The following is a 12,186-nucleotide window of genomic DNA, read 5'->3' on the forward strand; positions in this document are numbered from 1 at the left end:
AGCTATTCCTTCTTGCCAATAATTTCCGTGATTCTGGCGGCAAAATTGTCATTGGAGACCAGCACGTCCCCTCTTCCGATCAGGATCCCGTTAACCACAACATCCGCCGGCGCGCCTGCCTGTTTGTCCAGCATCAGCACCTGGCCTTCCTGCATATCGAGGATATCCTTCATCTTGCAGACAGCTCTTCCGATTTGCACCGAAATATTGAGGGAAATATCGCGGATTTTTTTCCGGTCCTCACCGATATCGGATACCGTGTTCTCAGTCTCCTCCATCTTAAATTCCGGAAATGAAACGGTCTTCACTGAAATTGGCCTTTTCTTCCTGTTTCTTTCCTGACTATCCAGAATCTCCTGACCCGAGACATCCCGGCTCTCTTCCCTGGTTTCATCCTCCATAGATGCAAAGAGTCCGTCCGTTGTAATCTTGTAAAACTCCGCCTTCATCACATCTTCAATTTCCAGCCCAAAACGGACAAACTGAAGAATCCCGTTATTCCAGTCCTTGAGGCGCTGCTCTATATCCCGTGCGCTCTCCGACATCATCAACTCTCCGACCGTGCCCGTCTGCTGGACATTTAGGAGCGTCTGAAGCTGGGACTCCTCGATCCGGATGCACTGGGACAGCACCTCTTTAAACGTGCTGAGCGCCACCTCATCCAGAGGATTATAGGCATCCGCATCGACACCCATGATAAAATTGGTGATGCGCCTTACCGTCTCTTTCTCAAATATATAGAGGTTCCGTATCTGTTTCTGCCCTGCCGCCCGGTCCTCCTCCACGGCTACGGTGCTGCGCGGAAGTTCGAGTTCCAGCCCTTCCGGTATAATGCGCCGCACTTCCCTGCATTCAATCCGGGACTTTCTGCCCAGCAGCTGTTTTAATTTATCCCCCATCATCAGGGTAATCGCGTTCATCATCTCTAACGCCGCGTCTTTTTCGATTTCAGGCATGAGCTCCATCCCCCCTGTTTATAAAATCTTACTGATCTGAACTGCTTTTCTGAGTTTCGTGTGGCCAATTCTGGCCTGAAAACAATTCTTATCCTCCACATACAGCTCCACATCACTGTTAATCAGTTTGGTCAGCGGAATAACATCCCCCGCCTGAAGCTCTAAAATATCCTGGGCATCCAGTTCAAAATCATGCAGAACCGCCCTCAGCTCCACCTCCGAGTCCAGCAGATGCTGGGTAATCGAGGTGCGGCGCACCAGGCTCTTCTCCTGATCCTGTTTCCTTACGCCAACGGCAAATTTATAGCCGAATTTGGAGGTAAGCTCCTCCACGTTGGATGCGGGCATCACAAGATGCATACGGGTTGATAAGTTATTGACATTCACCTCTATCTGGACGATAACCGACACATCTTCCGGAGCGCTGAGCTGCAGCAGATGAGGGTTCGTCTCCAGACCGGTCAGCGTTGCCTGCATTTCAATATAGCCATTCCAGGCGTCATCCACAAGTCCCGTCATTTTCTTCAGGATAAATTCCAGGATCGCTTTTTCAATGTCTGTGAAATCTCTCTGGAATTCATATTCCGTGCCGGGTCCGCCGAGCAGCCGCTCGATCATAAAAAATCCCAGGGACGGTTCAATCTCCAGGATTAGAGGAGCCTCATTATAATCTTTGTTCTCCGGCATCAGGCTGATAATGCCAAACAGGGACTGATCCTCGATCTGTCCCGCGTATTCCTGATACCTTTTTTCTTCTATATTGATAATATTTACTTCGCAGTACGCCTGTAAAAGTCCGGTAAGATAAGTAGCAAGAGACCGTGAAAATCCATCGTACAGATTTTCCACGGTACTCATGCGCTCTTTTGTAAACTTTTTAGGAGATTTAAAATCGTACGATTTAATCACTGGCTTTCTCCCCTTCCTGTTCTGAATTCTTAGCACCGGGTACATCAAAGGGTGATACCGGATTAAATATCTCCGCATCTTCTTCAGCCACATCGGACATCTGGAAATCCTGTCCCAGAATGATCATGTCGACGCGCCGGTTCTGCTCCCTGCCTTCTTTTGTGGTGTTGTCTGCGATCGGGTAATATTTGCCGTATCCTCTGGTAATCAGCTTCCTGGGATTTACCCCGGCCTTTTCCTCCAGATAAACCGCCACATTGGCCGCCCGTTCGGAAGAAAGGAGCCTGTCGTTCACTAGCGATCCCGCCGATTCCGCCGTGTGGCCGTTAATATAGACCGCACTGATCTCCCCATTGTCTTCCCTGAGCAGCGTTCCTATGTAATCCAGCGCCGACTTACTGTTGTCAAGCAGTACGGAACTGTCCGGGCCAAACAGAAGGTCATTCTTGAATCTCAGATACATATAGTTCGCCCTGCTGGTTACGCTTACCTGGATATTCTGATCTTCCATGTACTGCTGGACGCTGCTTGCCATGCTCTGCATCTCGGTAAGCGGCTGATCCGTCGGTATCCCGTTCGGCACCGAATCCTCGCCGATCGACGGATACTTTAGGTCGGGAGGCACGTCGTTCAGTTCCACGTTCGTCTCCAGCCCCAGCTTCTTCTGCATCGCATTAGCGATCTGTTCCAATTTTGTGATATTAACATTAGATATACTGTAGAGGAGAACAAAGAACGTCAAAACCAGTGTGATCATATCCGCATACGTATTCAGCCATTCCTGTGTATTCTCTTCTCCACGCTCTTTTCTCTTCACTGAGATTTCCTCACTTTGTCAGTCACTCTGTATCTATAACTATTCAGTACCTTCATCGTTACTGCTTCACGAATGTACAGAAACAGCAGAAAACGCTGTTTCGCGTTGGCTAAACTCGGGATTTTTCATGCAAAAATGCATGCCGTTTTATTTCCCAATATCGAGCGCTTTCAGCGTCATGCTTTTGGCAATATTGAGGGCGGTGATATTAGCCTCGTAGGCACGGGTAGCGGCCATCAGATCGACCATCTCCTCCGCGCTGTTGACATTGGGCATCATTACGTAGCCGTCTTCATCAGCGTCAGGATGGGTCGGATCATATACCGGCACAAACGGATTCTCGCTCTCGACAACCTCTTCCGCGATTACGCCTCCGCCGCCGGACGTAGAGAGCGCTCTGTTAAGTTCTGACTTGAAATCCATCTGCTGTTCTCTGAACACCACCTGTTTTCTGCGGTAGGGACCTCCGTCCTCCGTCCTGGTAGTTCTCTGGTTGGCGATGTTCTGCAGAATAATATCGGTTCTGAAACGCTCCGCAGTGAGTGCGGAACCTGTAATATTAAGTGAATCTAAAAAGGCCATCATACCCTCCCCGGCTCATTATTTACCCGTATTGTTGATCACATAGCGGAGCGTTGAAAAACGCCCGGAAATCCGGTTGGTGAGCGCGGAATACTGTACGTAATCCTTCCACATCTCCAGCTCTTCCGCTTCTACCTGTACATTATTACCGTCCGGCCTTGCCTCCGTCTGGTTATCTTCGCTGAGAACCGGCTTATACTGAAGTTCCGGCTTTCCCGTCACCTCCGATTCCCGGAGCACGCGCTGGAAATCCAGCTTTTTCGCCTTAAAGCCAGGTGTCTCCACGTTGGCGATATTATGGCTGTGGACCTGTTGTTCCATCCATGTCTGATCCAGCGCATTACCCAGCGCCCGGATCGACGGGTCTTCAAATAGAGACATTCTTTTACCTCTTGTTATCCTTCTTTACACGCCTTTAGCGCTCTGTGACATCCGCACCTGCCTGTCGGCCTGGGCAAATGCATCCTTTAATTCCTCTACCATAGGCAGAATCTCCTGAATCTGCCCCGCATCATTGTTTATATTCGCCTGCACAATGGAATAGCTGAAGTATTCATAAAGGGAGGAAAGTCCCTTCGACACCTCGTACTGAGGGTCCAGCGTCGTGCTTAGATGGGTTACGATCGCTCTGGCCTTCTTCAGATGTTCATTTCTTCCTGCTATATCTTTTTCCCCGATGCAGATTACCGCCTTGTTCAGGCGGGAAATAATCTCTTCATAGAGCAGTTTGAGCATATCGCCCTGGGTCATTGTCATGACCGACTGCTCTTTATATTTTGCGTATGGATTTTGCATACTGCCAAACCTCCGTTTTGTAGACTTTCCTGAGATACCTGTGGTTTAGAAACTTATGAGAACTGCTGGGTAAGCCAGGAGCTCTGGCTGTTCATATTGGAAATTGCCTTCTCCATTGCGGTGAACTGTTTCCAATAACGCGTTCTCTCCGTCTCATATTTCGTATTCAGGCGGGACAGTGTCTCTTTCACACTCTTCATCTCATAATACAGAGTGTTGCTGGTCACCATCACGTCCTTCGTTCCCGCATATCTTACCAGGGAACCAGGACTTCCGCTGCTGGGGTTGGCTGCTTCTTTAAGCGCCTGCTGAAGCTGTACCGCAAGGCCTTCATCCTTATCGGTGAACATTTTCTGGATTTCGTCCAGTTTTGTCGTAAGCGCTCCCTTTAACTTATTCTCATCAAGAACGAGTTTTCCATTATCCTTATAGTTACTGGACGCTTCTATACCAATGTCATAGAGAGCAAGGCCTGCGCTGTCTACGGTCTTATACATTACCGAGCGCATCTCCTGAAGGAACTTGGAGATATTGGAATCATTCCGAAGGAGGCCCTCCTTGGCTTTCTTTTCCCAATTCTCTATCTCTCGCTCGCTCATCTCTTTCTTCTGAGCATCCGTCAAAGGCGTATATTTCTGATAACTTGCCTCCGCACTAATCTGATCATTTAATTCTTCTATAAGAGCATTATAATCGTCTACAAAACTCTTCAAACCTTCTACTATTTTATCAGTATCTTTAGAGGTAGTCAAGCTAATTGGGGGGTCTCCGGCCGCCGTTGAGGCCGTTAATTCCATGGTAATTCCATCCAATTCGAACGCATTGGAATTTCGTTCAATCGTGGTTCCATTTACTTCCAGTATTGCGTTCTGTCCGCCGTCAAATGTGAATCCCGAACCGATAGTCTGGCTCTGAAAAAGAGCGTCGGTACCGAACAGGGCATTCATAGCATTTTTGCCATCTGCATTGACCGCTGTGATTTTTGCCTGATCTAGTCCTCCTTCTATAGATATCTTACCCGTTACAGGATCAAACGAAGCAACACGTTCAGTACCGTAACTGAGTTCACCCATTAACTGATCAATTGTTTTTCCTGTTAAATCAATCTCTCTTCTTGCAGACACACCGGGTTTTTCAATTGCGATCTTTCCCGTGATCCCAAGCCGACTGAGCTGTGTGTTTCCATCATACTTTGTAAATCCCAGAATACCGGCCAGGGAGGAATCCTCATTATCGGCCGCAAAGCTTACCTGATAACCCTTTGTTGCTCCTGAGTTGACTGCTTTATCATCATCGTTAAGCTGAACACCTGTAAAGGTAGCCTTGCCTGTAGTGCTGTCAATTGCTAACTGTAAAACCGGAACCTTAACAGGCGCACCCGAGGAATCCATATCAGTCGCATGTTCTATCGTGCCAAACTGCTGCGTTAATTGCTGGTTGATTATACGAATCAGTTCATCTTGGTTTCCAACGTCCTGCTTGGGAATAGAAAGACTGTACTTGTTTTCCTTTCCATCCGGACCTGTAAGATAGAAAGAGAATGTCTGGCCTTTATCTTTAGCATTATCAAGGTAGCCCTGCAGAGCTGCCGTATCCACAGTTCCGGCTGCCTCACTCCCCTTAGTAAATTGAATGCCTTTCGTAGTTCCACCGACACAATTTGCTCCCTCAATACCGAACAATGCAGTCAAAAGGTTTCCTTCTGATTGTTCCATCTCTATATTAATACCCGAGCCCGTATTGGCCGATTCAATGATAAACTTGTCTTTAACAGAAGAATATGATACTTTTACTTCCGCTTCACTATTGTTAATACGGTTGATTACATCGCCCAGAGTATCACTGGATGAGGCTTTGATCTCCGTACCGTTGATCGTAAATGTAAAATCTTTTCCCTGCAGCCTGGTTGCAAACGGAAGATCCTCCAAATTTGCATTATAGCTGAGTTTATTTGAAGTACCCTGGGTAAATCCTAAACTATCAAGTACTCCTTCCTTTTCAACGGTATCATCTGATTTGTCCACCGTATTATAGAAAATTACGCTGTGACTCAAGTCTGCTGATGAAGTTGGTGTAGAACCGGAGGTCTGAAACTTAAGTTCCATACTGGTTTCATCAAATGAAACCGTTTCTCCGTATACCCGTTTCATACTGCTATTGATATTTTTTATAAGATCCTGCTCATTATCCGCTCCCTGAAACTTGATTGTCTTTCTGACTCCATCCAAGCTCATATCAAACGAGTATGTCTTATTTTCCGAAAAATTATCCAGACTGATAGCGCCCTTTATAGAACCGGTTACTGTTGATGAGGATTCCCCCCTGCTCGCCGTTGCCAGTTGGGTAATACTGTTAATCACCATATTGGAAGGCGCCTTGCTTGTTGCGGAAGATACCTTTACCGCACTGTTTGTGCTGGTCGCAGTCATTACATTATAGAAACTGCTGCTCAGAAGGTTAGTTCCACCCGCACCAAAATATGAAAAATACTTATCTGTAAATCCATTAATCTTAGTAATTAAATCCCGATATATATCTTGTTTCCACTCAATTTGCTGCTTCTTCGCATTCTGCTTATCTATCTTAGCCTGGGTACCGGACAACAACTTTTCCACCATATCTTCTGTGTCAAGGCCAGATGCCAGGCCCGACATATAGTTAGAAGTGCCGTTAGGACCCAGAATGTTGCTTGTAGAACCTGTCGATGATGCCATATCTTATCCCCTTTCCATTAAAAAGAATGGTTCTATCTTTTTTTATCGTAAAGCGCTCCCTTGGAGGCCTGTAATCCCATAGTATTAATATAACCAGTAAATTTTGAGTTCTTTTTATTCTGCCTGATTTTCTGCTGCAGCTCCTCCATCATGGCCTTCATATTTCTAACTGCCTGGGGATCTGCACTCTGAATTCTGGATATAACCCCAAACACTTCCTGCCCCGCTGTAAATACTTTCTGTAGCGCCGGACTCACTTCTGAAAAATCGCATAAATTTTTTGAAGCTTTGATAATCTCTTCTCCGTTTTCACATTCCATAGCGGTACTGCTGATCTTGAGATCAAGCTCATCGATTTGTTTTCTAAGCTCCTCCCTGCGGTCAACACATTCTACTATCATGTCTATTTCATCGAAAGAATCCGTCATCATTTGTTCCGTGATGGACTCAAATTTCTCAAATAACTGTTTTTTTTCTGCAAGAAGTTCAGCAATAATTTCTGATATTTCGTTCTCAGTCTTCATCCTGCTCCTCCTTTTCCTCCTGATTCGAGGCATAGAGGTTCTTGGTCAACTGAAATACCTTCAGCAGATCCACTTTATCTACAGCTTCTTTATTGTTCTCGACCGTGAGATAAAGTTCCGTCCTGGTTATCTTCATATGTTCCGGTGCACTGATACCGATCCGTACCTTATCACCTTTAATTTCAGTGATGAAAATTTCAATTTCGTCTCCGATTTTGATAGACTCGCCTTTTTTTCTCGTTAAGATCAGCATACCGATTCCTCACTCTCCGGACCGAAAACAGGCATACGTATTGGGTAATCCTGGTCCAGGATTACCTGCATGGCAAGATTCCTCTTGTGGTTGATAATAATCGGACTTTTCATGTTTACGGTGGACTGGCGGAATGTTTCCCCTATCACGGCAATTACCCAGCAGTCCAAATCATCTTTGGGGGTGGCCTGCAGTGTAATCAGCACATCCTGCATAACAACAGGTGCATAATCCTTCTTTACCTGCAGGGGATTCATCAAAATAAAACACACCGATTTCTGCTCAATCGACTGAAGCCAGCAGATTCCATTCCCCATGTTTGAATCTGTGACCAGCACATATTGTGTATACTCTTCAAAACCGTAAATCGGCTGCTTAAACGTGATGATATTATTGTCCTTAATCTCAATGATTCCAAAATCACGCGTCTCTATTTTCATATCTTCTTCCTTCCGTCAGTTCCGCCTGTCAGCAATGATATATATGCCCAATTATACTATCGGGCTTCTCCCTCATAACCAGGCGCGGCGCTCGGAGGCACATACAGGGGATCTCCCGTATATTCTATCTCGACTCTTGGATACTGCTCTACATTAAATGACAGTTCGCCCGGCACATAGGATGTTTGACTTCCCTTTAGCTCCGCCTGAAACTCCAATTTAGACGGTGAATAGTTTATATCCAGTTTTTCCGGCGTCCAGCTTATATCGGGGCCAGGAAGAGGAACTGCTTCCAAATCTGCCTTGGGCTGCATTTTCGAAATCATCTGCATATAAATAATGTCGGGGATATTGGCTCCGTTTTGTATCTGGGACATCTGATTTCCTACCTGCACATAGCGTGCTGTAGCATCATCTGCCGCAGACTGCCCTTTTGCGGCCTGATAAGCAAGAAAGTCCTTATTCGTCCTGCGGCCCAGGCTCTGCCTGGCATCATATGTATCTATATTTACTTTAATATTCTGGGAATGCATCTGTAGATTCCCCGGCATCTCATCAATACTTACCTTTGAAGAGGGAAGTTGGGATTCCAGCCTCGCCCTCTGTGATGTCATTGACAATTTAATCGGAGTTGTCGTAATTTTCAACACATTCATCATAATAACACCTCTTCACCTGATCTTTTTATTTCATAAAATCAAAAATGGACGGCGGTATGATGCTGGTGCCTAACTGTAATGTAACCATCCATGCCATCTCATAGCTCTTATTGTCAGTTGCTTCTTTTTCCAGCTCTACTCCTTCCAGATTCTGCTGGCTCTCTTTCAGGTTAATTAGATTCGTCTCCATACGGTCCTTCGTCCGTTCCAGAAGTTTCTCCCTGGTACCAATCTCCGTTATGGAATTGGAAATGCTGCTGGCCTTATCCTTTAATAACCCTGCCGTATCCGCTACCCCGGAGGTATCCCCAGCCCGAAGCTGCTGTTCCAGTTTATCCATCAGGCTGTATACATTGTTTGGCTGATCTCCATTTTTTCCGAAACCTAGAACATCCACTCCCGATGTAGATATCTTAATTCCAGTTTTTGCCCCTGTTCCCATCTGACCGTTAATTCCAAATCCAATGTCCAGATATACTTCCTTATTTCCACCAAAGTCATCCGCAGACACTGCATCATCCACCGCCACGCCATTGAATAAAAGTTTGCCGTCGGCACCAATGCTAAAGGGCGCTTCATTGCTGGAGCCGGAAAACAGATATTTATTGGCATAGGTGGAATTCATCGTCTGTATAAGCTCTTCTTTAAGCCCCTTTATCTGCTCAGCAATAATATCAAGATCCTTCTGTTCCTTGGGGCCACCCGCACTCGTTGCTGCCTCATAAGCACTAGTCGCAATTGACTGGACCACCATGATATTACTTTCGGCAGAACTCAATTCGCCTGCTGCATTTTCAATCGTCCTGATATGTTCATCCGTTTTTGATATTTGATCCCGGATGACAAATGCACGGGCTGCAGAAGATGTATCTTCCGATACATGATTAAATTTTCGCTGGGATTCCAATCGCAGATTGGAGGCCGCTAAATTGCTGATATTTGTCTGAAGATTGGAGTTATATCTTGTCTTCAGCATATTTTCCGTTATTCTCATGGTCTTCTCTCCCTTATCCCCTGCTTATCGTCCTACAAGTCCTACATTATTAATCAGTATATCCAGCTGCTCATCCATGGTTGTCATCAAACGCCCCAAAGCCTGGTACGCTTTATTGTAAGCCATCATGTTAATGCCTTCCTCGTTTAATGACACCCCGGACTGTGACATCCTGTCGGTATCCACACTCTGGGCCGTTGCCACGCTGGCCTTCATCCGCGCCGTATTGGAACTGATATCCGTACCCAAAGTTGTTGTTACATGTGTTACAAATTCACTGAAATTGCCGCTGAATCCTCCGAATTCGTTATCCTGCGTCAGGAGTTTTTTCATATCCAGTATATTTTCATTATCCAGAAGACCATTCGGGTTGTTTTTCTCTATCAGATATGAAAAATCCTTTGCCCAAATGTCACTGATAGAAATATTACCTGCCGTCACCACGCCGTCTTCATCTCCCTGAAGGAGTTTCTTATATGTATCCGGTACTTTCGGATCTCCTGCCTGATAGGTATCGGGGATGACCTTGTTAAATAACTCTGCCATCTTTGACGCCATTGCATCCAGCTTATGCTGATAATAAGGTATACCCTTGTTCAGGCTGCTGTCTCCAGTGATAACTTCGGAAAAGCTGCGAAGCGCTCCGGTAGGAAGTGCAATCTTCTTTCCATCACTGGTCCACGTCATCGTAGTTCCATCTTCTCCCAGTTTTATAGTATCATTCCAGTAATTGTTATTCTGTCCGTCCACCACAACCTTACCGTTAAATTTAACCTGTACCGTTCCGTCACTTCTGTTTGTAACATTTACCTCGCCATAGCGGGACAACTCATCCAGAATCACATTTCTCTGATCCAGCAAATCATTTGGCCCGTATGTGACCCCGTCATAGTCCGTGTTCAGAAAGATTTCATGTGCTATTGTTTCATTCAACTGAGTCAGTTGTTCGAACTTTGTATTAATGTCATCAATTGCGATTGAAAGGTCATTTTTCTGATTCTCCATTACGCCCTTCAATTTTGTGTCATATTCATTCAGTATCTGTGTAAGCCCCATAAATGCATTCATAACAATATTCGCATGAGTCTCTTCCTGGGGATTTTCACTGAAATCGGATATTGCCTGCGACAATACTGCCAGTGCATTTTTAATTCCTGTTCCATCTACTTCGGGATCACTGATTGCCGCCTGTATTTCATCCAGCATAGCCGCTTTCTGGTCATAGTACCCCACATCACCATATTCCTGGCGGAACTTACTGTCCAGAAATGAATCCCTGATTTGGGCAACGCCTTTCATATCCACACCCTGGCCGGCCAGAGGAATTGAACTGGCTGTGAAGCGATCATTTCCGTAAACCTGAACTGTCACTGTGTCCAGACGCTGTCTGGTATATCCTTTTGTACTGATGTTGGTTACGTTATTTGCAATAATATCAAGAGCTTTCTGCTGTACCATCAGCCCTCGTTTGGTTGTTTCCAACCCCATAAATGTAGGTCTCAATTTTTCCACTCTCCTGTATATGATGCCAAAAGTTGATAGTCCGCTTAAATCTTTTTTTCAAAAAGGGTTCTTCTCTGCCCTGCTGCCGGTTTGTAAACACCGCTTGGATTGCCGGTAAGTCCCGATGTGGAGACACCCATGCGGGCAAGTTCCGTCTGCGCCATTTTCACTGCCTTTTGATTGATGAATTTTACATTATCAATGGCCTCCCCAAGGCGTCCGTAGAGTGTAAGCAGCTCTGACTTTTCTTCTTCGGCTGAATTGTCTATCAGTTCTTTGAATGTACATCCGGAGTATCCCATGGAATCCAGCAGTTCCCCTCTCTGTTTTTCCATGTTTTCCATCTGTTTATCCATCGCCTGCTGCAGAACAATTGTCTCCTCAATCTGCTTTAAATCCTTTGACGCCAGATGCTCCAGCTTATCTTGCTGCTTTAACTGCATCTGTTCAAAAAACTCTGTATATTCTCGTAAAAAGCTGATTAATTTTTCCACTTAATTTTTTCTCCTATATCATTCTCCGTTCTATCAGCAGCCGTTTTTTCCCTCTACTCATATACCGGTCATTTATATCCCCGACATTAAACGTTTGGCAATTATCTCTGCCGATACCTGATAGCTCCCATCCTGTATTTGTCCCTTCAACTGGGAAAGGCGCTCTGCCGATGCCCCTTCATTGATAGATTTATGAAGATCCGCGGAAATTTTCGCTGCCTCCTGCTTCTTTATTGCATCACTGCTGATGATAATCTCATCATTTTTTACTTTGCTGTCTGCTGATGCTGGCACTGCCACATTTTTATCACTGCTTTTTACAGAAGCCATCGTACTTTTATATACAGATAAATTTCTTGTTACTTTTACATCCATTCTCTTCACCCTTTCCCAAAATTTTATAATATGTCTATTTATACTTAAATAATAATTTTCTTCTAATAATGTTATCGTATCATTCTCTCAAAACTTTAGCCTGTTTTCGGTAATTTATTTTATTATTTTTAGAGCTGCAGAGTCCGTTACACAATCTGCAATTCCCATTCC

15 protein-coding genes are annotated in these 12,186 nt (G+C 45.2%); all 15 read right to left on the reverse strand.

The annotated features are described in order from the left end of the window. Positions 1 to 2: 2 nt before the first annotated feature. Complete coding sequence (locus EJL91_RS08365) at positions 3 to 956, reverse strand: FliM/FliN family flagellar motor switch protein (protein ID WP_164516781.1); 954 nt, start codon at positions 954 to 956, stop codon at positions 3 to 5. 18 nt (positions 957 to 974) lie between these two features. Next, complete coding sequence (locus tag EJL91_RS08370) at positions 975 to 1,865, reverse strand: flagellar motor switch protein FliM (RefSeq protein ID WP_125141488.1); 891 nt, start codon at positions 1,863 to 1,865, stop codon at positions 975 to 977. Next, the gene (locus tag EJL91_RS08375; protein ID WP_125141489.1) at positions 1,858 to 2,682 is read right to left on the reverse strand and encodes a flagellar motor protein MotB; all 825 of its coding nucleotides are present in this window, start codon (positions 2,680 to 2,682) and stop codon (positions 1,858 to 1,860) included. The genes EJL91_RS08370 and EJL91_RS08375 overlap by 8 nt, the downstream gene beginning before the upstream one ends. A gap of 147 nt (positions 2,683 to 2,829) precedes the next feature. Beyond that, a complete protein-coding gene (gene flgC / locus EJL91_RS08380) occupies positions 2,830 to 3,264 on the reverse strand; it encodes a flagellar basal body rod protein FlgC (RefSeq protein ID WP_125141490.1) in 435 nt (144 codons plus the stop codon). An 18-nt stretch (positions 3,265 to 3,282) separates the two neighbouring features. Further along, the gene (locus EJL91_RS08385; RefSeq protein WP_125141491.1) at positions 3,283 to 3,645 is read right to left on the reverse strand and encodes a flagellar basal body rod protein FlgB; all 363 of its coding nucleotides are present in this window, start codon (positions 3,643 to 3,645) and stop codon (positions 3,283 to 3,285) included. Between the two features lie 24 nt (positions 3,646 to 3,669). Then, a complete protein-coding gene (fliS, locus tag EJL91_RS08390) occupies positions 3,670 to 4,059 on the reverse strand; it encodes a flagellar export chaperone FliS (protein WP_125141492.1) in 390 nt (129 codons plus the stop codon). 53 nt (positions 4,060 to 4,112) lie between these two features. Continuing rightward, positions 4,113 to 6,773, reverse strand: coding sequence for a flagellar filament capping protein FliD (gene fliD / locus EJL91_RS08395; protein WP_125141493.1), 2,661 nt, complete (start codon positions 6,771 to 6,773; stop codon positions 4,113 to 4,115). 32 nt (positions 6,774 to 6,805) lie between these two features. Continuing rightward, positions 6,806 to 7,297, reverse strand: a complete 492-nt coding sequence (locus EJL91_RS08400) for a hypothetical protein (RefSeq protein WP_125141494.1) — start codon at positions 7,295 to 7,297, stop codon at positions 6,806 to 6,808. After that, positions 7,287 to 7,550 (reverse strand): carbon storage regulator CsrA, encoded by a 264-nt coding sequence (gene csrA, locus EJL91_RS08405; RefSeq protein WP_125141495.1) that lies wholly within the window; start codon positions 7,548 to 7,550, stop codon positions 7,287 to 7,289. The genes EJL91_RS08400 and csrA overlap by 11 nt, the downstream gene beginning before the upstream one ends. Then, positions 7,544 to 7,990, reverse strand: a complete 447-nt coding sequence (gene fliW / locus EJL91_RS08410) for a flagellar assembly protein FliW (RefSeq protein WP_125141496.1) — start codon at positions 7,988 to 7,990, stop codon at positions 7,544 to 7,546. The genes csrA and fliW overlap by 7 nt, the downstream gene beginning before the upstream one ends. Before the next feature lie 56 nt (positions 7,991 to 8,046). Beyond that, the gene (locus tag EJL91_RS08415; protein ID WP_341466973.1) at positions 8,047 to 8,649 is read right to left on the reverse strand and encodes a DUF6470 family protein; all 603 of its coding nucleotides are present in this window, start codon (positions 8,647 to 8,649) and stop codon (positions 8,047 to 8,049) included. 25 nt (positions 8,650 to 8,674) lie between these two features. Then, positions 8,675 to 9,643: a flagellin N-terminal helical domain-containing protein gene (locus EJL91_RS08420; RefSeq protein ID WP_125141497.1), complete on the reverse strand. Its 969-nt coding sequence runs from the start codon at positions 9,641 to 9,643 to the stop codon at positions 8,675 to 8,677. 24 nt (positions 9,644 to 9,667) lie between these two features. Further along, positions 9,668 to 11,146, reverse strand: a complete 1,479-nt coding sequence (gene flgK, locus EJL91_RS08425; protein WP_125141498.1) for a flagellar hook-associated protein FlgK — start codon at positions 11,144 to 11,146, stop codon at positions 9,668 to 9,670. A gap of 44 nt (positions 11,147 to 11,190) precedes the next feature. Beyond that, positions 11,191 to 11,640 (reverse strand): flagellar export chaperone FlgN, encoded by a 450-nt coding sequence (gene flgN, locus EJL91_RS08430; protein ID WP_125141499.1) that lies wholly within the window; start codon positions 11,638 to 11,640, stop codon positions 11,191 to 11,193. A gap of 72 nt (positions 11,641 to 11,712) precedes the next feature. Beyond that, complete coding sequence (locus EJL91_RS08435) at positions 11,713 to 12,015, reverse strand: flagellar biosynthesis anti-sigma factor FlgM (protein WP_125141500.1); 303 nt, start codon at positions 12,013 to 12,015, stop codon at positions 11,713 to 11,715. Positions 12,016 to 12,186 lie beyond the last annotated feature (171 nt).

The sequence above is a fragment of the Clostridium transplantifaecale genome (genome assembly GCF_900626075.1).
Taxonomy (GTDB): Bacteria; Bacillota; Clostridia; order Lachnospirales; family Lachnospiraceae; genus Otoolea; species Otoolea transplantifaecalis.

Coding starts and splice junctions, on each gene's coding strand:
- EJL91_RS08365 (WP_164516781.1), bottom strand. CDS start 956: ATGCCTGAAATCGAAAAAGACGCGGCGTTAGAGATGATGAACGCGATT.
- flgC (WP_125141490.1), bottom strand. CDS start 3,264: ATGGCCTTTTTAGATTCACTTAATATTACAGGTTCCGCACTCACTGCG.
- EJL91_RS08385 (WP_125141491.1), bottom strand. CDS start 3,645: ATGTCTCTATTTGAAGACCCGTCGATCCGGGCGCTGGGTAATGCGCTG.
- fliS (WP_125141492.1), bottom strand. CDS start 4,059: ATGCAAAATCCATACGCAAAATATAAAGAGCAGTCGGTCATGACAATG.
- fliD (WP_125141493.1), bottom strand. CDS start 6,773: ATGGCATCATCGACAGGTTCTACAAGCAACATTCTGGGTCCTAACGGC.
- EJL91_RS08400 (WP_125141494.1), bottom strand. CDS start 7,297: ATGAAGACTGAGAACGAAATATCAGAAATTATTGCTGAACTTCTTGCA.
- csrA (WP_125141495.1), bottom strand. CDS start 7,550: ATGCTGATCTTAACGAGAAAAAAAGGCGAGTCTATCAAAATCGGAGAC.
- fliW (WP_125141496.1), bottom strand. CDS start 7,990: ATGAAAATAGAGACGCGTGATTTTGGAATCATTGAGATTAAGGACAAT.
- EJL91_RS08415 (WP_341466973.1), bottom strand. CDS start 8,649: ATGATGAATGTGTTGAAAATTACGACAACTCCGATTAAATTGTCAATG.
- EJL91_RS08420 (WP_125141497.1), bottom strand. CDS start 9,643: ATGAGAATAACGGAAAATATGCTGAAGACAAGATATAACTCCAATCTT.
- EJL91_RS08435 (WP_125141500.1), bottom strand. CDS start 12,015: ATGGATGTAAAAGTAACAAGAAATTTATCTGTATATAAAAGTACGATG.